At 77.2% G+C, this 19,369-nt stretch carries 18 protein-coding genes; 6 read left to right on the forward strand and 12 right to left on the reverse strand.

Translation table 11 applies throughout. The features are described from left to right. Window positions 1-17: 17 nt before the first annotated feature. From ACRYMY_RS15775 to ACRYMY_RS15790, 4 genes are all read right to left on the reverse strand, one after another. On the reverse strand, window positions 18-1,838 hold the full coding sequence (locus ACRYMY_RS15775; protein WP_432548179.1) for a SpoIIE family protein phosphatase: 1,821 nt from the start codon (window positions 1,836-1,838) through the stop codon (window positions 18-20). Further along, window positions 1,835-2,770 carry a diacylglycerol/lipid kinase family protein gene (locus ACRYMY_RS15780; protein WP_432548180.1) on the reverse strand — a complete coding sequence of 312 codons (936 nt, stop codon included), beginning with the start codon at window positions 2,768-2,770 and terminating at the stop codon, window positions 1,835-1,837. The genes ACRYMY_RS15775 and ACRYMY_RS15780 overlap by 4 nt, the downstream gene beginning before the upstream one ends. Further along, window positions 2,767-3,570, reverse strand: a complete 804-nt coding sequence (locus ACRYMY_RS15785; protein WP_432548181.1) for an alpha/beta fold hydrolase — start codon at window positions 3,568-3,570, stop codon at window positions 2,767-2,769. Before ACRYMY_RS15785 ends, ACRYMY_RS15780 begins: the two co-directional genes overlap by 4 nt. A gap of 113 nt (window positions 3,571-3,683) precedes the next feature. Further along, window positions 3,684-4,760 (reverse strand): FAD-dependent monooxygenase, encoded by a 1,077-nt coding sequence (locus ACRYMY_RS15790; protein ID WP_432548182.1) that lies wholly within the window; start codon window positions 4,758-4,760, stop codon window positions 3,684-3,686. Window positions 4,761-5,024: 264 nt separating this feature from the next. Between ACRYMY_RS15790 and ACRYMY_RS15795 the strand changes: the two genes are divergently transcribed. Then, on the forward strand, window positions 5,025-5,414 hold the full coding sequence (locus ACRYMY_RS15795) for an ATP-binding protein (RefSeq protein ID WP_432548183.1): 390 nt from the start codon (window positions 5,025-5,027) through the stop codon (window positions 5,412-5,414). A 48-nt stretch (window positions 5,415-5,462) separates the two neighbouring features. Here the strand turns inward: ACRYMY_RS15795 and ACRYMY_RS15800 are convergent, their stop codons facing one another. Continuing rightward, the gene (locus ACRYMY_RS15800; RefSeq protein WP_432548184.1) at window positions 5,463-7,601 is read right to left on the reverse strand and encodes a PP2C family protein-serine/threonine phosphatase; all 2,139 of its coding nucleotides are present in this window, start codon (window positions 7,599-7,601) and stop codon (window positions 5,463-5,465) included. A gap of 88 nt (window positions 7,602-7,689) precedes the next feature. Next, window positions 7,690-8,076: an ATP-binding protein gene (locus ACRYMY_RS15805; protein WP_432548185.1), complete on the reverse strand. Its 387-nt coding sequence runs from the start codon at window positions 8,074-8,076 to the stop codon at window positions 7,690-7,692. A 257-nt stretch (window positions 8,077-8,333) separates the two neighbouring features. Between ACRYMY_RS15805 and ACRYMY_RS15810 the strand changes: the two genes are divergently transcribed. Beyond that, window positions 8,334-10,424 (forward strand): SpoIIE family protein phosphatase, encoded by a 2,091-nt coding sequence (locus tag ACRYMY_RS15810; protein ID WP_432548186.1) that lies wholly within the window; start codon window positions 8,334-8,336, stop codon window positions 10,422-10,424. A gap of 118 nt (window positions 10,425-10,542) precedes the next feature. Beyond that, window positions 10,543-10,878 (forward strand): hypothetical protein, encoded by a 336-nt coding sequence (locus ACRYMY_RS15815; protein WP_432548187.1) that lies wholly within the window; start codon window positions 10,543-10,545, stop codon window positions 10,876-10,878. Window positions 10,879-10,941: 63 nt separating this feature from the next. Here the strand turns inward: ACRYMY_RS15815 and ACRYMY_RS15820 are convergent, their stop codons facing one another. Genes ACRYMY_RS15820 through ACRYMY_RS15830 form a run of 3 tightly spaced genes read right to left on the reverse strand, consistent with a single transcriptional unit; the run spans window position 10,942 to window position 13,264 of the window. Continuing rightward, window positions 10,942-11,232, reverse strand: a complete 291-nt coding sequence (locus ACRYMY_RS15820) for a hypothetical protein (RefSeq protein ID WP_432548188.1) — start codon at window positions 11,230-11,232, stop codon at window positions 10,942-10,944. Beyond that, window positions 11,229-12,263, reverse strand: a complete 1,035-nt coding sequence (locus ACRYMY_RS15825; protein WP_432548189.1) for a glycosyltransferase family 2 protein — start codon at window positions 12,261-12,263, stop codon at window positions 11,229-11,231. Before ACRYMY_RS15825 ends, ACRYMY_RS15820 begins: the two co-directional genes overlap by 4 nt. Continuing rightward, window positions 12,260-13,264 (reverse strand): iron-containing redox enzyme family protein, encoded by a 1,005-nt coding sequence (locus tag ACRYMY_RS15830; RefSeq protein ID WP_432548196.1) that lies wholly within the window; start codon window positions 13,262-13,264, stop codon window positions 12,260-12,262. The genes ACRYMY_RS15825 and ACRYMY_RS15830 overlap by 4 nt, the downstream gene beginning before the upstream one ends. 120 nt (window positions 13,265-13,384) lie before the next feature. Here ACRYMY_RS15830 and ACRYMY_RS15835 point away from each other — a divergent pair, with 120 nt between their 5' ends. Together ACRYMY_RS15835 and ACRYMY_RS15840 are read left to right on the forward strand one after the other, a co-directional pair. Continuing rightward, window positions 13,385-13,651, forward strand: a complete 267-nt coding sequence (locus tag ACRYMY_RS15835) for a CDGSH iron-sulfur domain-containing protein (RefSeq protein WP_432548190.1) — start codon at window positions 13,385-13,387, stop codon at window positions 13,649-13,651. Between the two features lie 316 nt (window positions 13,652-13,967). Then, window positions 13,968-14,882: a manganese catalase gene (locus tag ACRYMY_RS15840; protein ID WP_432548191.1), complete on the forward strand. Its 915-nt coding sequence runs from the start codon at window positions 13,968-13,970 to the stop codon at window positions 14,880-14,882. A gap of 67 nt (window positions 14,883-14,949) precedes the next feature. Here the strand turns inward: ACRYMY_RS15840 and ACRYMY_RS15845 are convergent, their stop codons facing one another. Both ACRYMY_RS15845 and ACRYMY_RS15850 read right to left on the reverse strand, forming a co-directional pair. Beyond that, entirely contained in the window at window positions 14,950-15,210 is a 261-nt protein-coding gene (locus ACRYMY_RS15845; protein WP_432548192.1) for a hypothetical protein, read from the reverse strand. 150 nt (window positions 15,211-15,360) lie between these two features. Beyond that, on the reverse strand, window positions 15,361-15,909 hold the full coding sequence (locus ACRYMY_RS15850) for a hypothetical protein (protein ID WP_432548193.1): 549 nt from the start codon (window positions 15,907-15,909) through the stop codon (window positions 15,361-15,363). A 170-nt stretch (window positions 15,910-16,079) separates the two neighbouring features. Here ACRYMY_RS15850 and ACRYMY_RS15855 point away from each other — a divergent pair, with 170 nt between their 5' ends. Continuing rightward, the gene (locus ACRYMY_RS15855) at window positions 16,080-17,960 is read left to right on the forward strand and encodes a SpoIIE family protein phosphatase (RefSeq protein ID WP_432548194.1); all 1,881 of its coding nucleotides are present in this window, start codon (window positions 16,080-16,082) and stop codon (window positions 17,958-17,960) included. Between the two features lie 7 nt (window positions 17,961-17,967). On the opposite strand, the gene ACRYMY_RS15860 is transcribed toward ACRYMY_RS15855, so the two are convergent. Beyond that, window positions 17,968-19,242, reverse strand: a complete 1,275-nt coding sequence (locus ACRYMY_RS15860) for a cation:proton antiporter (protein WP_432548195.1) — start codon at window positions 19,240-19,242, stop codon at window positions 17,968-17,970. Between the last annotated feature and the right edge of the window lie 127 nt (window positions 19,243-19,369).

Genomic DNA, 19,369 nt, shown 5'->3' on the forward strand with positions numbered 1-19,369 from the left:
GCGGACCCGCCGGGGCGTCAGCCCTGCGGGTGCATCCGCACGGCCAGCAGCGCGCAGTCGTCGTCCGGCCGGGTCCCGACCAGCTCGGCGACGACCTCGTCCAGCAGCTGCTCCAGCGGCAGGCCCGCCCGCCGCGACAGCAGCGCGCGCAGGTCGTCCAGCCCCGCGCGCAGGCTGCGGCCGCGGTGCTCGATGAGGCCGTCGGTGTACAGGACGACGGTGCTGCCGGCGGGCAGCTCGCGCTCGTGCTCGCGCCGCGCCACCTCCGTCAGGACGCCGACGAGCAGGTCCGGCGGCGTCGCCAGCAGCTGCGTCGACCCGTCCGGCAGCAGCAGCACCGGCGCCGGGTGCCCGGCGTTCGTCCAGCGCAGCCGCCGCACCCCCCGCGCGCGCTCGGCGGCGGTCTGCTCCACGCGGGCCAGCACCAGCGTGGCCATCCCGGAGATCTGCAGGCCCGGCATGGCGCGGTCCAGGCGCCGCACCGCCTCCGCCGGTCCCTCGTCGCGGTCGTGCGCGAACGCGCGCAGCGTCCCGCGGATCTGCCCCATGACCCCGGCGGCCAGGATGTCGTGGCCGGTGACGTCCCCGATGACCAGCGAGGTGGCGCCGTCGGCGCCCACCAGCGCGTCGTACCAGTCGCCGCCGACCTCCTCCCCGCCGGCGGTGACGTAGCGGGCGCGCAGCTCCAGGTGGTCCGGCTGCGGCATCCGCGTCAGCAGCGCGCGCTGCAGCACCTCCGCCGTCGTGCGCTTCTCCGCGATGAGCCGGGCCCGGGTCACGGCCTGCGCGACGGTCTGCGCCAGGCCGGTGGCGACCTCCACCTCGGCGGGGCTGAAGACGTGCTCGTCGGCGAAGGCCAGCACCACCACCCCCAGCAGCTCGCCGTCGGCGACGAGCGGCACGTGCGCGGTGGCGCCGACCTCGCCCAGCCGGGACGCCGCCCGCGAGGCCGGGAAGCGCCCCAGCAGCTGCGCGGTCGTGCTGTGCAGCAGCAGCTCGCGCTCGCGGGCGGCGTGCGCGATCGCCGTCGGCCCGTCCAGGGGGACCGCCCGGAAGGCGGTGTCCACCGGTTCCTGCCCGGCCGGCGGGCCGGGCGCGACGTGGTGCAGCTCCTCGCCGGCGGCGTCCACCAGCAGCAGCCCCGCCCACACGGCGTCCAGGTCGCGCCGGGCGACCAGCGCGACCGCCGAGGCGACCTCCTGCGGGGAGCGCACGTCCGCCAGCGCCTCCGAGACGGCCAGCTGCAGGCGGCTGCGGCGCTCTGCGGCCCGGGCCTCCTCGGCCGCCCGCCGCGCCTCGCCCCCGGTGACGCGCAGGTGCAGCTCCGCGGAGCAGGCCGCGGCCAGGTCGCTCAGCAGCGCCAGCTCGGTGGCCGTCCACTCGCGCGGCGAGGTGTCGATCGCGCACAGCACCCCGATGACGGGTCCGTCCGCACCGTCCGGGTCCTGCCCGGGCGCCGGGGCCCGCAGCGGGGCGCCCGCGTAGGCGACGACCCCCAGGTCGGGGGCGGCGAGGGAGTCCGCCGTCAGCGGGTCGGCGCGCACGTCCGGGAAGGCCAGGACGTGCCCGGCGGTCTGCACGTGCCGGCACACCGAGTGCGTCAGCGGGGTCTCGCGGACCGCCTGCCACGGCTCGGGCAGCCCCACCGCGCCCGGCAGCACCTGCCGGTCGGCGCGCACCGAGGACACCAGGGCCACGGGGGTGCCCAGCGCGGCCGTCGCCAGCCGCGCGAAGCGGTCCAGCGCCTCGTCCGCGGCCGCGGGCAGCGAGCTCAGGACGTCGCTCACCGCGGGCCGGTCGGCGGGCGCGCCGACGTCGACGAAGGGATCGCGCCTCACCGCACCGTGCGCAGGGCCAGCGGCAGGCACCGCACCGTCACGTCGGTGCCGCCGGGCACCGACACCACCTCCCCGTCCATCTGCAGCGGCATCGGGTTGCGCGTGGTGAACGTGTACGGCTCCTCGCGCGAGCGCACCTCGTAGCGGCCGCGCAGCACCCGCAGGAACCCGGCGAGCAGGCGCAGCTTGCTCCGGTGGGGGATGAGCAGCGTCTCGTAGCGGCCGTCGTCGGGGGCCGAGGTGTCCGACAGCTGCGCGTACTTGGCCATCCGGTCGATGTTGGCGAACACCAGGCTGTCGATGCGCACCTCGCGGCCGTCGTGGACGATCGTCAGCGGCCGGTAGCGCCAGAACGCCCGCACCACCAGGTACGTCTCCTTCGCGGCGTCCAGGTCGTGCTCGTTGAGCGCCGCCGCCGCGACGGGCGTGATGCCCACCCCGACGTAGGAGTGCGCCACCCGTGGATCCTGCCCCGTGACGGCCACCTCCAGCAGGTCCATGCGGTCGAAGCCGCCGCCCTCCGCGGCCTCGACGACGGCGTCGGCCAGCGGGCGGTCCTGCGTGGCGGTGGCGTGGTCGTTGGCGTTGCCGGAGGCCAGCACGGCCGCCGCACCGACGCCCCGGCCGGTCCGCTGCGCGCGCAGCACGCCGTTGACGACCTCGTGGTAGCCGCCGTCGCCGCTGGCGGAGACCACCAGCACCCCGCCGGCGTCCCCGGCCTCCGCGACGGCGTCGTGGGCGATGTCCTCCGCGTGCCCGGCGTGCTGCGTCTCCGCCAGCCGCACCCGCAGCTGCGGGGCCCGCTGCGCCAGCTCCTCGGCGAGGGCGCGCGCGTTCGCCGGGCCGTCGCCGGTGCTGTTCGGGTTGAGGACGACGACGACCTCGCGCAGCCGCCGGTCCGCGCCCGCGCCCGCGCCCGTGTCCGTGCTCACCGCGCCACCCCCACCGTCTCCCGAGACCACTGCGACCACTGCGACCCCTCCGACCCCTCCGGCGCCTCCGCGCGCGCACCGGTGAGGAACGGCAGGACCGCCTCCGCCAGCTGCCGCGGACGGCTGAAGTTCGGCGCGTGCCCGCACCCGGGCAGCACCCGCAGCCGCGCGCCCGGCGTCAGCCGCACCACCTCCTCCACCCAGCGCTGGGTGGCGACGGGGTCGTGCTCGCCGCGCACCACCAGCGTGGGCACCCGCACCACCGGCAGGCCGTCCTCCACCGAGCGGGACAGCGCGTCGCGCAGCAGCAGCCACATCCGCCGCGGCCCGGCCCGCAGGTACGACAGCACCGCCAGCGGCACCAGCGACCACCGCTCGTTCGGCACGTCGCGCAGCAGCCGGAACGCCTGCCGCCACGGGGACGGGGCGCTCGGGTCGCGCGTCGGCCCGACGAGGACGGCCCGGCCCAGCAGCTCCGGGTGGCGCGCGGCGAGGTTCACGACGACCTGCGCGCCCAGCGAGCAGCCCACGAACGCCGCGCCCTCCACGCCGAGCGCGCGGGTCCACTCCCGCAGGACGTCGGCCGTCCCGCCCACCCCCGGCGCGTGCGGGGGGCGCTGGGAGCGGCCGTAGCCGGGCAGGTCGGGCGCCAGGACCCGCACGTGCGGCTCCAGCTCGTGCAGCAGCGGCAGGACCGAGGTGGCCGACATGCCCAGGCCGTGCACGAGGACCACCGTCGGGGCCCCGGCGGGGTGGGCGGTGGACTCGCGGTGGTGCAGCCGCACCCCGTGCGCGCGCACCCACCCGCGGCGGGCCCCGCTCCGCCTCGCCGTCCGCAGCACGCCCCTCGCCCTCCGCTCGTCCCCGCCGCCCCGCGGGTCCCGCGGGTCCCGGCGGGAGGGCCCGTCGGCGATCACCGTACGTCCCGGTGACCCCGCGCGCCCGCCGTCGCCGCGCGGGCCACCCGTCCGGCGAGCGCTGCCGCGGCGTCGCGCGCCGGGGCACCCCGCGTCGAGCCGCTGATCCGCGACAGCGCCCGCGAGGCGCGCACCACCCGCCGGGTCGGCCCGCGCCGCTCGGCGTCGTAGGCGGCCAGGGCGCTCGCCACGTCCGGCGCGGCGAGGAGCCGGTCGGCCAGGGCGACGGCGTCCACGAGCGCCTCGCACGCCCCGCGCCCCAGGTTCGGGGCCATCGCGTGCGCGGCGTCGCCGACCAGCGCCGCGCGCCCCCGCGCGTACGCCGGCAGCGGGGGCAGGTCGTGCAGCTCGCGCACGTCCAGGGTCTCCGGCCGCAGCCGCTCCACCGTCGCCGTCACGCCCTCGTGCCAGCCGGCGTACAGCCGGCGCAGCAGGCCCAGCGGGTCCTCGCGCTCAGCGGGGGACGCCAGCGCCGCGGCGAAGGCGGCGTAGACGTTGGTGTCGCCGTCGGCGCGCGCGGTCGTGCCGAAGATGCGCCCGCGCCCCCACGTCTCGGCGAGCCGGTCGACGCCGCCGCGGGCGGCGCCGCGCACGGCGACCTGGTGCGGGGGCCGCGGCCGGGCGTGCGCCACGCGCGGGCGCACGACGCTGCGCAGGCCGTCGGCGCCGACGAGGACGTCGGCGCGCTCCAGCGCGTCGTCCAGCGCGTCCGCCGCGAGCGGCGACGACCAGCGCACGACCCCCGCCGGCAGGCCGTCGGCGAGGGCGGCGAGCAGGTCGGGACGGTCGACGAAGCGGACGTCCCCGCGGGGGGCGAGGGAGGCCAGGACCCGCCCGTCGGTGCGCAGCAGCTCCCCGCGCGCGGCCAGCACGGCGCGCGCGCTCAGCAGGTCGTCCAGGCCGAGGCGGTGCAGCGCGGCCACGGCGTGCGGCCACATGCCCAGGGTGGACCCGGTGGCGGGCGGGCCGGCGGCGCGCTCGTGGACCTCCACGTCCCACCCGCCCGCGACCAGGCCGCGCGCCAGCGCCAGCCCGGCGACGCCCCCGCCGGCGACAACCGCGAGCCCGCGCACACCGCGACGCTACTCCGCCCCGCCCCCCCGCGGTGATCACGGACGGTGGAGCGCTCACCCGTCCACGACCACGGCGGGGGAGGGTGCCGCCGGCCCCCACCTCCCGTGGTCTCGCTGGGAATCCCAGCAAGACCACGGAGGGGGTGGGGATGGGGGGTGGGGGAGGAGGTGGTGGTGCGAGGGTGCGGGGGCGGGAGGGAGGCGGTGCCGTCGGCCGGGTGGTGTCGCCGGGCGCGAACGCCTGGCGCCCAGCACACTGGCCGCATGTGCGTGACGCGGACCGACCAGCGGGTGGACCTGCCCGACGACCTGTCCGCCGCCCGCGCCTTCCGCGACGTCCTGCGGCGCGGCATCTGCCCCCAGCACGGCGCTGCGTCCCTGGACACGGCCCTGCTGCTGGCCACCGAGCTGGCCGTCAACGCCGTGCGGCACGGCAGCCCGCCCGTGCACGCGACCGTCACCTGCTGCGACGACGTGCTGCGCCTGAGCGTGCGCGACTCCGACCCGCGGCTGCCCGAGCCGCGCGAGGCGGCGCCCGAGGACGTCTCCGGCCGGGGGATGGCGCTGGTGGCCGCGCTCAGCGAGCGCTGGGGCGTGGAGCGCCACGACGGCGACGGCAAGACGGTGTGGCTGGAGCTGCGCACCGCCGCCTGACCGCACGCCGGGCGCACCGGCCCGTGAGCCGGAGCGCCGGCCGGCCCGTCAGTCGGGCAGGACCCGCACCGCCACGATCGCCACGTCGTCGTCGCTGCCGGTCGGCAGCAGGCGCACGGCGACCTCGTCGCAGAAGGTCTCCAGCGGCGTCTGGCCCAGCTCCACCACCGTCCGGCGCAGCTCGTGCAGCCGGTCCTCCATCGGCTGGTCGCGCCGCTCCACCAGCCCGTCGGTGTACAGCAGCAGCGTCGAGCCCACCGGCAGGTGCGCCTCGTGCTCGGTGCGCGCCTCCAGGTAGGTGCCCAGGCCGAGGACGATCCCGTCGCCCTCCAGCAGCCGCACCGCGCCGTCGGGCTCGGCCAGCACGGGCGGCAGGTGCCCGGCCGTGCACCAGCGGATCCGCCGCCCGCCGACGGACGGGTCGCTGCGCTCGACCTGCAGGACGATGCCGGTCGCCAGCGTCGTCACGCCCAGGCCCTCGATGAGGACGTCGATGCGGCGCAGCACCTCCGCCGGCCCGGCCGAGCGGTCGTAGGCCACCGAGCGGACCATCGTGCGCAGCTGCCCCATCGCGGCGGCCGCGGACACGTCGTGCCCCATGACGTCGCCGATGACCAGGAACGTCGACCCGTCGGGCACGGTGAAGGCGTCGTACCAGTCCCCGCCGACCTGGGCGGCCTCCGCGGCCGGCCAGTAGCGGGTCGCCACGTCCAGCCCGGGGGCGCCCGTGGGCGGGCTGAGCAGGCTGCGCTGCAGCGTCTCGGACTGCCGCCGCTGCTGGGCGTACAGGCGCGCGTTCTCCAGCGCCACCCCCGCCCGGGCGCCCAGGTCGGTCGCCGTGTGCAGGTCCTCCTCGCCGAACGGCGGGCGGTCCGGCCCGGACAGCAGCGTCAGCGACCCGGTGATCGCCCCGCGGGCGCGCAGCGGCACGACGATCGCGCTGCCCAGGCCCAGGCGGCGCAGCAGGTCGGCCGTCTCGTCCTCGCGGGTGCCGCGGCGCAGCCACACCTCGTCGACGTCCTGGATGAGGGTGGGCCCGACGTCGCCGCGCAGCACCCGCATGGACACCGACTGCTCGGACAGTCCGCGCGCGTGCAGGTCCTGGAACCGCTGGGCGTCGTCCTTGCGCTCGGGGCTGGCGTGCGCGGCGCGGATGTGGCGGGTGCGGCCGGTGCTGTCGAGCATCGTCGCGAACGCCCACTCGGCGAACTCCGGCACGACCAGCGCCGGCAGCAGGTCTTGCGCCTCGTCGGGGTCCAGCACGTTGGACAGCGCGTCCGTCACGGTGGACATGAACTCCAGGCGGCGGCGGGCGTCGCGCGCCACCGCCAGCGCCGCGTCGCGCTCGGCCTCCGCCTGCACGCGCAGCGTCACGTCCGACTGGACGCCGACGTGGTGGGTGACGTGACCGTCCGCGTCGCGGACGGGGGAGATGACGACCTCGTTCCAGAAGGCCGTGCCGTCCTTGCGGTAGTTCAGCAGCAGCTCGGTGACGGTCTCCCCGCGCCGCAGGGCCTCCCGGATGCGCTGCACGGCCGCCGGGTCGGTGTCCGGGCCCTGCAGGAAGCGGCAGTTGCGCCCGAGGACGTCACCGCGCTTGTAGCCGGTGGTCTTCTCGAAGGCGGGGTTCACCCACACCAGCGGGTCGTCGTCGATGTTCGGGTCGGAGATGGCGAAGGACAGGTCGCTGGCGACCACGGCCCGGCTGTGCAGGCGCTCGGCGGACTCCTGCACGTCCTTGATCTGGTCGGTCTCGCGCAGCGGCAGCAGCACGACGAGCGCCAGGCCGGTGAGCGGCTCGAACGTCTCCTCGTGGTCGAAGGGGACGCCGACGACCCACAGGTCCTCGCGGCTGTCGGACATGTCCGACCCGCGCAGCGCCGTCACCCGCTCGCCCTGGACCGGCTGACCGGCGGCGATGCGCGACAGGGGGCTGGCGGCCATCCCCGACGACGGGTCGTCCAGGTCGGAGCCGTCCGCGGCCTGCAGGCCCGCCGCGCGCGACCAGTCGTCCACGGCGCACGGCAGCTGCACTCCCGGCGCCAACTGCTCGGCCGTCGGGTTGGCGGTCAGCACGACGCCGTCGGTGACGCGCACGAGGAGCACGGCACCCGGCTGGCTCTGCACCACGCGCGGCAGCGGGTCGGCGACGGCGTCGCTCGCCAACCCGGCGTTCACCCCGTCCACGGCGTCGACAGTAGCCCGAGGTCCGGACACCCGCCCAGCGCCGGGAGGGGGAGGGCGGCGGGGAGTGTGAGCGTTCTCACCCGAGGACTCACCCGGGCAGGTCGAGCTCGAACCAGACGACCTTGCCGTGGGTGCCGGCGCGCTCCACGCCCCAGCGCGCGGACAGAGCGTCCACCAGCGCCACCCCGCGCCCACCGGTCGCCTCGGGCGCCACGTGGCGCAGCTGCGGCCGCGCGTCAGAGGTGTCGGCCACCGCCACCCGCACCGCCCGGCCCCCCGCCCGGGCCCGCACGTCGCACTCCACGGCGACCGGGCCGGAGCCGTGGCGCACCGCGTTGGTCACCAGCTCGGTGGTCAGCAGCTCCACCCGCTCCTGCACCGGGGCGGGCAGAGCGGGGGAGGAGAGCTGGTCGCGCAGCCACCGCCGCACGGCGCGCGCAGCGGACAGCTCCGCCGCGAACTGGGCGCGCGCCATCCCACCTCCAGGTAGGCCGCGGACCTTCTGCACGGCTGACGTCTGTTCCGAACGTGCCAGAGGGCCACCACTGTGGCACCTGCGTGTCCCCGGGCAACCGCGGGGTGACCCGTGCGGGGGCGCGTCGCCCGCGCCGCTCGGAGATCGAGCCGGTGCGCACCACCTCCGTTACCGTGGGTCGACCTGCAGACCACGGGTTCCTCCTCGTGCGCACCCCGCGGGGCTGGCCGGGAGGGCGCGAGGCGAGAGGGGACCCGGTGGACGGGCACGAGCACGGGCCGCTGGACGCGGCCGGCGAGGGGGACGAGCCCACCGACGTCGAGGAGCGGGCTGCCCGGCTGCGCTGGCAGCTGGCCATCACCGCCGCCGGCATCGGCGGCTTCGACTGGGACCTGGTGACCGGCCGGCTCAGCTGGGACGACCGCCTGGTGGAGCTGTTCGGCTACGACCGCGACACCTTCGCCGAGGACATCTCCTCCTTCGACGCCCGCCTGCACCCCGACGACCGCGCCCGCGTCTCGCGCGCCCTCGACGAGTGCATCGCCACCTGCGGCACCTTCGAGGCCGAGTACCGCGTCGTGCGCCCGGACGGCTCGACCCGCTGGGTGCAGGCGCGCGGCACGACCCTGGCCGGTCCCTCCGGCCGCGCGGTGCGGCTGCTGGGCGCCGCCTACGACACCACCGCCGAGCGCGATTCCGACGCCCGCACCGCCCGTGTGCTGGAGTCCATGCCGACGGCGTTCTTCTCCCTGGACCGCGACTGGCGCTTCTCCTACGTCAACGCCCGCGCCGAGGAGCTGCTGGGCCGCACCCGCGGCGAGCTGCTCGGCGGCGACGTGTGGGAGCTGTTCCCCGCCGCCGTCGGGGCACCGTTCGACGAGCAGTACCACCGGGCGGTGGGCACGGGTGAGCCCGTCGCGTTCGAGGCGTACTACCCGGCGCCGCTGGACTCCTGGTTCGAGGTGCGCGCCTGGCCCACCCCCGACGGGCTGTCGGTGTACTTCATCGACGTCACCGCCCGCCGCCGCGCCGTGGAGGCCGTCGAGGCCGCGCGCGCCGAGGCCGAGCGCGAGCGCGAGCGCACCGCCGCGGCCGCCGAGCGGCTGCGGCTGCTGGCGTCGGTGGGCGACCAGCTGGGCTCGACCCTGGACGCGGGGGAGGCCGTCGCCCGCCTGGCCCAGACCCTCGTCCCCGTGCTGGCCGACTGGTGCGTGGTGACGCTCGTCGACGAGCACGGGGGCCTGCGCGACGTGGGCTCCTGGCACCGCGACCCCGCCGCGCGGGAGCTGGTGCGCGACTACGCCGCGCACCGCCTGCGCGGGATGTCGCCGAACTCGTTCGTCCACCAGGCGCTGCGCACCGAGCAGGCCGTCCTCGTCGAGCGCGACGCCGCCCCCGCCGTCACCGCGCTGCTGGCCCCCGGGCCCGCGCGCGAGGTCTTCGCGCAGCTGGCGCCGGAGTCGATGGCGGTGCTCCCGCTGCGCGCGCGCGGGCGCACCAGCGGGCTGGTCACCCTGTTCCGCGGGCCCGGGCGCGAGCCGCTGCGCGGGCAGGACGCCCTGACGGCCGGGCAGGTCGCCGACCGCGCGGGCCTGGCCCTGGACAACGCCCGCCTGTACGCCGAGCAGCAGCACATCGCCGAGGGGCTGCAGCGCAGCCTGCTGACCGCCCTCGTCGACCCGGAGGGCGCGGACCTGGAGGCGCGCTACCTGCCGGCGGCGGCCGCCGCGCAGGTGGGCGGCGACTGGTACGACGCCTTCCGCCAGCGCGACGGCCGCTCGGTCCTCGTGATCGGCGACGTCATGGGGCACGACGTGTCCGCGGCCGCCGCGATGGGGCAGCTGCGCAGCCTGCTGCGCGGCATCGCGCACGCCACCGACCACGGGCCGGCGCAGCTGCTGGCCGGTCTGGACGCGGCCATGCGCGGCCTGGCGGTGGACACCACCGCGACGGCCCTGGTGGCGCGCCTGGAGCGCGGCGAGGGCGGCGCGACGCTGCTGCGCTGGTCGTCGGCGGGGCACCCGCCGCCGCTGCTGCTGCGCGCCGACGGCACCTGCGGGTACCTGGAGGCCCCCGTCCACGAGCTGCTGCTGGGCATCGACGCCGCCGCGCGGCGCACCGACCGGGTGACGACCCTGGCGGGCGGGGACACGCTGCTGCTGTTCACCGACGGCCTCGTGGAGCGGCGCGGGCAGTCCGTCGACGAGGGCCTGCGGCGGCTGCGGGCGGCGGTCGCCGGGCTGGGCGGCGCCGGGCTGCCGGAGCTGTGCTCGGCGGTGCTGGAGCGGCTGGTGCCGCAGGACGCCGAGGACGACGTGGCGCTGCTGGCGGTGCGGCTGCGCGCCTGAGGCGGCGCCGGCCGGCTCGCCCGGTCCCGCGGGTCCTCCTACGGTGGCGGGAGGTGGAGGAGCGCGCCTGCCCGGCGGACCCCGGTCCCCGGGACCCGACGAGGACGACGGAGGAACCGTGACCGACGACCGCAGCCACCTGGCCGTGCCCGACTACGACCACCTGCCCACCGCGGCGCTGGCCGACCGGGCCCGCACCCTGGACGCCGCCCAGCTGGCGCAGATCATCGCCTACGAGGAGGCGCACGGCGCCCGCGAACCGGTGCTGACGGTGCTGCGCCAGCGCGCTTCGCAGCTGGACGCGGGGGCGCAGCCCTCGGGCGGGGACCCGGCGGGCCTGCAGCCGGAGGCGGCGGGCGCGCCGTCCGGGGAGAAGGTCGGCGACACCGACGCCCCGCCGGTGAACCCGCCCTCGCACGGCGTCCCGACGAACCCCACCCAGCCCCGCGGCTGACCCCGCCGACCTCCCCGCCGTGGTCTCGCAGGCAGTCCCGGCGAGACCACGGCGGGGCAGGGGTCAGGGGCGGGGGTCGGTGCGCTGCCAGCGGGGGTGCCGGCCGCGGCGCGAGGCGCCCGTGGCGGCCAGGCAGCGCGGGCACACCTCCCGCACGGCGTCGGCGCTGCCGCCGGTGGCGGGGTCGACGTCGGTGAACGCCACGCCGGCGAACCGCCGCAGCCCCGCGCGGTGCAGCGGGACGCCGCACAGCGTCTGGTTCTGCCCCGGTTCCCACGCGTGGACCTCCCCGGCGGGCAGGCGCGCGCCGTCCTCGGCGGTCCAGCTGCCGCTCGCGGCGACGCGGGCGCTCACGAGCTCTCCCGCCAGCCGGTCACCCGCGGTCGCGGCCGCCGCGCCGCGTGCGGCACCCGGGACCCGGCGTACCGCACCCCGCCGCGGGCGCGGGCGCCGATCGCCAGCCACACGCACACCGAGCGCTCCAGCACCCACAGCGGTGCCCACAGCGCGCCGTCGGCGGGGAAGTGCCGGGCGCCGCGGGCGCGCCGGCGCCCCGCCTCGGCGACCCCGACGGACCCGGCCAGCAGGGACGCGGCCGCCAGCCCGAACAGCTTCGGCCGCAGCGCCCCGAGCACGAGCAGCGGCAGCCAGGTCGCCTCGACGGCCAGCCGCGCCGGCTGCGCGAAGTCGTCGTAGGCCTGTCGCACGCGCTGGGAGCGGAAGTGCGCCGCGGTCGGTGGCAGCCGCCGCACGTAGAGCCACGGCGCCGCCGCGACGCGCCCGCCGGCGGCCTCGGCGGTCCGGACGAGCTGCAGGTTCTCGTACAGGACGTCGCCGTCGTAACCGCCCATCGCGGTGAACAGGCTGCGCCGCAGGCCCAGCGTGCCGGGGGAGTCGCCCCAGGTGGCGCGGTTGACCAGCGTGCGGGCGGTGTCCCAGCGCGCGTGCCAGGGCAGCGGGGAGTACGCGTTCTGCGGGACGACGACGTCGGCGTCGTCGAGGGCCTCCAGCACGTCGCGCAGCTCGCCGGGTCCGTACCGGACGTCGTCGTCGGCGACGACGACGAACTCCGAGCGCGCCAGGCGCACCCCGGTGACCACGCCGGCGACCTTGCCGTTGCGCCCCGGCCACGGCTCGGGCCGCACGTGCCGGACGCCGGTGTCGCCGAACGCGGCGGCGTGCCGGTCGAACACGTCGGGGTCCGAGCCGTCCACCACGGTGACGTGCAGCTGGTCGGAGATCAGCCGCAGGTAGGCGGCCAGTTCGCCCAGCTCGTGCTCGGCCCGGCCCGACCAGCGCAGCGGCAGCACGTACTCGGCGTCCAGGCGCTGGGTGCTGCCCGCGAACGCCCCGCCGTGCGGGAGGGCACCGGTCGTCGCCGTCACGAGGGGTCCCGCAGCGAGCTGCGCCCCTGCTCCCAGCGCTCCAGGACGTGCGCGGCGACGAGCCCGTCGAGGGCCAGGCAGGCGGCGGCGCCGAACAGGACGTCGCCGGTCAGGTGGGGTTCGCGGCGGACCAGTCCGCCGGCGAGGTCGCGCCCGGCGATCTGCTCGTGGACGGCGTCCGCCTCGACGTGCTCGTCGAAGAACCAGGTGGCGTCGGCGTCGAACCCGAGCCGGCGCAACCCGTTGCCGTAGAAGCGGTTGGGGATCGAGGACGTCATCTCGAACACCGCGAGGTGGCCGACGACGGCCCCGCGCAGGCGCCGGTGCAGCCCGAACATCGACATGGCGTTCGTCGTGGCCAGGGTGATCGCGGGGACCCGGTCGACGAGGGCGCCGTAGGTGTCGTCGAGGCCGAGGGCGCGCATGGTGCGGGCGAACAGGGCGGCGTGCATGCGGTCGGCGCGGCCGCCGCCGTACTCGTCGGACTGGACCTCCACCAGCGCGGCCTTGACCGGGCCGGCCAGCCGCGGGATCGCCCACGTGTGGGGGTCGGCCTCCTTGAGGTGGTAGACGGAGCGGTGGGTCAGGAACTCGCGGTACTGCTCCAGGTCCGCGCGCCGGGCCAGGTACCGGGACAGACCGGGGCCGTCGTCCTCGGCGGCCATCCGGAACAGGGTCTCGGCGACGTCACCGGGCTCGGCGGCCGGGACGTCGACGAGGTCGCGCACGGCCCGCTCGAAGGGCTCCTCGAGGACCTGGCGCACCCGCAGCAGGTCCAGGTCCCACTCGAGGGCGTCGTCGACCCCGGCCAGGCCGCGGTAGGACAGCTCGTACAGGGCCAGCAGGGACAGCTGCACGTCCTCGTCGCGCAGGACGTCGTCCGTGCGGGCGGCGGCCCGGGCCGCTCCGAGCAGGTCCTGCGGGGTCCCGGCCGACCCCGGCGCGGTGAGGTGGGCCAGCAGCGCGGTGCTGAGCGGGCCGCGCGGGGCGGGCAGCGGCATGCGGCCGTCGTCGGCGGGTGCCACCGCGGTGGTGGGCTCGAGCTGCGTGGTCACGGGACCTCCAGGTCGCCTCGGGGCGGCGCGCTGGTGGAACGGCGCCGCAGCGGGTACAGCGGTCGTGTGACCGACACCCGAGCCGACGGGCTCCGCGACGCCGCCCCCACCGACGACGGCCGGGAGCTCCCGCCGACGCCCTCCCCGGAGGTGACCATCACCGTCTGCCCGGACGGGCCGCTGCTGGTGCGGGGCCCGGCCGAGGTCGTCGACGCCGACGGGGCGGCCGTCCCGCGCGACCGGCGCACGATCGCCCTGTGCCGCTGCGGCAGGACGGGCCGTGCGCCGTTCTGCGACGGCACGCACAAGGTCCAGCCGCGGGGCCGGTCGTGAGGGCGTGCCCGCGCGCTGGGCTGCGGGGTCATCGGTCGCTCCGGGGAGGTCGCTCCGGCGGGGGTGGTGGGCGGTGCTGCGCTGGTGCCGGCCTGTTCTCGACCTGTCGCGGACGCTAGGTCCGGCCACCACCCCCCGCAACCGGACCCTCGACCGGGCGCGGGGACGGGTCGGTCCCCGGGTGCGGGCGGGCCCGGGCGCGCCTAGCGTCGGGCGTGGTCGAGCCCAGGCCCCCGGTGGACCGCCGTGCGGGGCAGTGCTGGCCGCCCGCGCCGCTCCCGGGCACCCAGACGTCCTGACCCACCTGGAGGCGAGCGTGTACCGCTACACCCGAGAACTGCAGTTCACCGCGAAGCCGGAGAAGCCCGACGCCCTGTTCGCCATGAAGTTCCAGGAGATCCTGGGCGGGCAGTTCGGCGAGATGACCGTGATGATGCAGTACCTGTTCCAGGGCTGGAACTGCCGCGTGCCCGGCAAGTACAAGGACATGATCATGGACATCGGCACGGAGGAGATCTCGCACGTCGAGATGCTCACCGTCATGCTGGCCCGCCTGCTGGAGGGCGCGCCCGGCGAGGTGACCGAGAAGGCGGTGGCCACCAACCCCGTGCTGGCGGCCGTGATCGGCGGGCAGAACCCGCAGCACGCCATCGTCTCCGGCGGCGGTGCGCGCCCCACGGACAGCCTGGGCAACCCGTGGAACGCCGGCTACATCGTCGCCAGCGGCAACCTGCTGACGGACTTCCGCTCCAACGCGGCCGCCGAGGGGCAGAGCCGCCTGATGACCAGCCGCATCGCGAACATGACCGACGACCGCGGCGTCAAGGACATGCTGGCCTTCAACCTGGCCCGCGACACCTACCACCAGCAGCAGTGGATGCTCGGCATCCAGATGCTCATCGAGGACGGTTTCGTGGAGGGCGTCGTCGAGCGCTCGAACGCGGACCTGGAGGACGACGACGCGGCCCACGTCTTCTACACCGCGCAGGACGACAGCGCGGCGGGGCAGGGCCTGTGGGCGACGGGCGAGAGCGTCATCGACGGGGAGCCGTTCCGGGTGGAGCCGCTGCGGCCGCTGACCGAGGACGACGGCACGCTGCCGGCGCCGGACCCGCTGCAGTTCGTCACCTACGACGGCAACCAGGGACCGGCCAAGCCGGGGAACGCGGCCGGCGCGCGGGCGCAGTCGGTCGAGAACGTGGTGCGCAAGGTCAAGAACACCCTGACCTGACCCGCGTCCCCGCGGTGGTCGTGGACGGGTGGGTGCTCCCCGTCCACGACCACCGCCGGGGCGAGCCTCAGGCGGCGGCGCAGCTCCAGGCGCGCACGCCGGCGAGGAAGTCGGTGAGGGCGCCGGGCTGCACGTGCAGGGTGCGGCGCAGCTGCACCCCGCCCGCGTCCCAGACGACGCAGGCCGTGGGCACGCGCACGCCGTGGCGGACGAGGGTGTCCGCCAGGTCGGCGGGCAGGTGCTGACCGGGCTGGAGGTCGAGTGCGGTGGCGCGCCGGCCCTCGTCCAGGCCGGCCCACCAGGCGGCGAGGGCTCGTGTCTGCGTCACGTCCTGCTCATCGCGCGCGCCCGGTGCCGCGTTGCACCTGCGCGCGCCGTGTCACCCGCCCGGACCAACCTCCCCCTCCTCCCACCGTGATCTTGCTGGGGATCCCTGCGAGATCACGGTGGGAGAGGAGGGGAAGGGCGGGGGGAGGTGTCAGTGCTTGCCGGGCAGGAAGCCCTTGACGACCTGCGAGACCTTCTGCTGCTCGCCCTGCTGGGCGGTCATCACCAGCAGCACGCCGGTCAGGGCGGGGATCGCCCACTGCAGCTTTTTCAGCTTCGCCATCGACTCCGCGACGTTGTCCGGCGTGCGCGGCTCGGGGTCGACACCGCTGGCGGCGGGGGCGTCGGCGTCCTTGCCCAGCTGGGCGCCCTTGAGGCCGGAGTAGCCGGTGACGCCGATCGCGACGACGGTCAGCGCGGACTTCAGCACGGTGTTCCCGCGGGTGCCGCTCTGCCCGACGACGCGGCCGCTGTTGCCGACGAGCAGACCGATCCCGCCGATGGCGTGGACGGTCATGGCGGCGGCGTTGACGGGCGCCCAGCGGGCCCAGCCGGCGGCGGCGACCTTCGTGCGGTCGCGCGGGTCGCGCGCGGCGGCGGAGGCGCCGTTGAGGCCGACGGCGCCGAACAGCGAGCCGCCGAACCAGGCGGCGAGGCCGACGTCGTGCAGCGAGCGGATGAGGGTCTGGCGTCCGGTCACGGGTGGTCCTCCTCGGGGTCGTGCGGCCCGCCGGCGGCGGGCGCTCGGGATCGGCCTACCCGCGGACGGCGACCCTCATGCGTCCCCCGCGCGACGGGCGCGCCGCCTACGATCTCCTGGACCGAGCACGCCGGGCGTGCGCCGTCCGGACGTCCAGGAGCAGCACCGCCGTGGCAGGAACCGACACGAGCACCGGCGCGGGCCCCGGTGCGGGCGCCCGTGCCGGGGCGGGCATCGACTTCGGGGCGGTCTTCGAGGACCTGCCCACGCCGTACCTCGTGCTGGACCGCGACCTGCGGATCGTGGCCGTCAACCGCGCCCGCGAGCTGGCGACCGGTCACCCGCGCGAGCTGGTCGTCGGCCGTCCGCTCTTCGAGGTGTACCCGGACAACCCCGACGACCCCGCCGCCCCCGGCCACCGCGCCTCCGAGCGGCTGGCCGCCTCGCTGCGCCGCGTGCTGGAGACGGGCGAGCCGGACGTCATGCCGCTGCAGCGCTACGACATCGCCGTCGCCGACGGGGCGGGCTTCGAGGTGCGCTGGTGGAGCCCCGTCAACGCGCCCGTGCGCGGCCCGGACGGGGAGGTGGCGTACCTGCTGCACCGCGTGGAGGACGTCACCGGCTGGGTGCGGGCTCAGGACGGGGAGCCGTCCTCCCCCTGCGCGGAGCGGGCGGTGCAGCAGCTGGAGGGCGACCTGTACGCGCAGGGCCAGCGGCTGCGCGACGCGCTGACGGCGGAGGCGGCGGCGAACCGCCGCCTGGCGGGCCTGGCCCGGGTGGCGGTGCACCTGACCGCGGCCTCCACGCTGCCGGAGCTGACCGAGACGGTCGTGCGGGGGCTGGACGTGCTGGGCGCCGACGGCGGCGCGGTGGGCGTGGTGACCGGCGACGGCCTGGAGCTGACGCTGACCCGCTCGCTGCGCCGCTGGGGCGGGCAGCGGCGCACGGTGCCGCTGACCTCGCCGCTGCCGCCGTCGGTGGCCGCGGCCACGGGCCGGCCGGTCGTCGTCCCGGACGCGCGCGCGGAGGCGGCGCTCTCGCCGGAGGTCGAGCTGGTCGTCGAGGCGACGGGCCTGGCGACGTGGGTGGCGCTGCCGCTGAGCGCTGCGGGCCGCACCCTGGGCTCGCTGACGGTCGGCTGGCGCGAGCAGCAGGAGTTCAGCGACCGGGACGTGGAGCTGCTGTCGGCGTTCGCCGCGCAGTGCGCGCAGACGCTGGCGCGCATCCGCGCCGCCGAGCAGGAGCGGCAGGTCTCGGAGGCGCTGCAGCGCAGCCTGCTGACGGCTCCCTACGAGCCGGACCACCTGCAGGTGGGGGTGCGCTACCTGCCGGCCGCCGAGCAGGCCCGGGTCGGCGGCGACTGGTACGACTGCTTCATCGCCCCGCCGGGCACGACGAGCCTGGTCGTGGGCGACGTCGCCGGTCACGACCGCGACGCCGCCGCGACGATGGGGCAGGTCCGCAACCTGCTGCGCGGGGTGGCGGTGGCGCTGGGCGGCGGCCCGGCGGACGTCCTGGCGGGCCTGGACCGCGCGATGCAGCAGCTGGGCATCGGGGCGATCGCCACGGCGGTGCTCGCGCAGGTGGAGCAGACGGCGGCGGAGAGGGCCGCGGGGGTGCGCACGCTGCGCTGGTCCAGCGCGGGCCACCCGCCGCCGGTCCTCGTGGAGCCGGACGGCGCCGCGCGGCTGCTGACGACCCCCGCGGACCTGCTGCTGGGCCTGGCCCCGGACAGCCCGCGCGCCGACCACGAGGTGCGGCTGGAACCCGGCGCGACCGTCGTCCTCTACACCGACGGCCTGGTCGAGCGCCGCGACGCCCCGCTGCAGCAGGGGCTGGACCGGCTGCGGGACTTCGTGGCGGCCCGGCACGAGCTGACCGTCGAGGAGCTGTGCGACGCGCTGGTGGCCGAGGTGGCCGGCGAGCACGACGACGACGTGGCGCTGCTGGTGCTGCGCGCGCACCCGGAGGACCGCCCCCGCCCGCCGGAGGCCGGGCCGGTGGTGCTGCCGCCCGACCCGCCGGACGTGAGCGTCGGCACCGCGGGCTGAGCGCCCCTCAGACGTGGGTGCCGGCCACGTCCTGCGGCCGGTCCGTGGGGGCGGCGCGGAAGCGCTGGGCGTCCAGGCGCCGGACGACCGGTTTCGCGGTCACGCCGTGCACGAACACGGACAGCGCCACCGTGAACCCGACGGCGGCCCACAGCTGCTCGGCGGGGAACCCGTCGTGCTGCTCCAGCGCCCACGCCAGGTAGTACAGCGACCCGATGCCGCGCACGCCGTAGATGCCGACGACCCAGCGCTCGCGGGGTCCGGTGGGGGTGCCGGCGAGGCTGAGGTACCCGACGAGGGGCCGCACGGCGACGACGAGGAGGACGCCGACGAGCGCCAGCTCCCACGTGAGGGTGGCGAGCAGTCCGTCGGTGAGCGCGGCGCCCAGCAGGAGCAGCAGCCAGGCGGTGAGCATCCGCTCGACCTGCTCGACGAAGCTGTGGGCGACGCGGTGGGCGTCGTGGCTGCGCTCGACCGCGCGGATGGAGCAGGCGGCGACGAACACGGCGACGAAGCCGTAGCCGTGCAGCAGCTCCGCCGCGCCGTAGGCGAGGAAGGTGACGGCCAGGGAGGTGAACCCCTCGACGTGGTCGGCCAGGCGGCCGCCCCCCAGGTGCAGGCGGAAGAACAGCCGCCCCAGCAGCTGCCCGACGGCGAGACCGACGCCCAGGCCGACGACGGTGCGCAGCAGGACGTCCTCCAGGACCCACCCGCCCAGCGCGCCGGCGGTGGCACCGGCGGTGGCGAGCACGACGGCGAGGTGCACGACGGGGAAGGCGGCGCCGTCGTTGAGCCCGGCCTCGCTGGTGAGGGCGAAGCGCACCTCGTCCTCGGCGCCCTCCTCGTCGGCGGGCTCGCCCACCTGCACGTCGGTGGCCAGCACCGGGTCGGTGGGGGCCATCGCGGCGCCGAGCAGCACGGCGGCGGCCACGGGAAGCCCCCCGAGGACGCTGCCGGTGAGGGCGACGAGGCCGATGGTCAGCGGCATCGCGACGACGATGAGCCGCCACGTGCTGGCCCAGCGCCGCCACCCGACGGGGCGGTCCAGGGCCAGGCCGGCGCCCATCAGGGAGATGATCACGACGATCTCGGTGACGTGCTCGGTGGCGACGGGGTGCTCGAGGGGGCTGACCAGCGGCAGCCCGGGCACGAGGCCGAGCAGGGCGCCCACGCCGAGGAACGTCATCGGCAGGTTGACGGGCAGCCGGTCGACGACCCGGGGCAGCAGGGCGGCCAGCAGCGCGCTGGCACCGGCGAGCAGGAACAGGACGGAGGCGAGCACGCGGCTCCAGACGTGACGCGGGGGGGGGGGGGGGGGGGGGGGGGGGGGGGGGGGGGGGGGGGGGGGGGGGGGGGGGGGGGGGGGGGGGGGGGGGCGGGGGGGGGGGGGGGGGGGGGGGGGGCGGGGC

It is taken from the genome of Kineococcus haloalkalitolerans (assembly GCF_050871905.1).
Taxonomy (GTDB): Bacteria; Actinomycetota; Actinomycetes; order Actinomycetales; family Kineococcaceae; genus Kineococcus.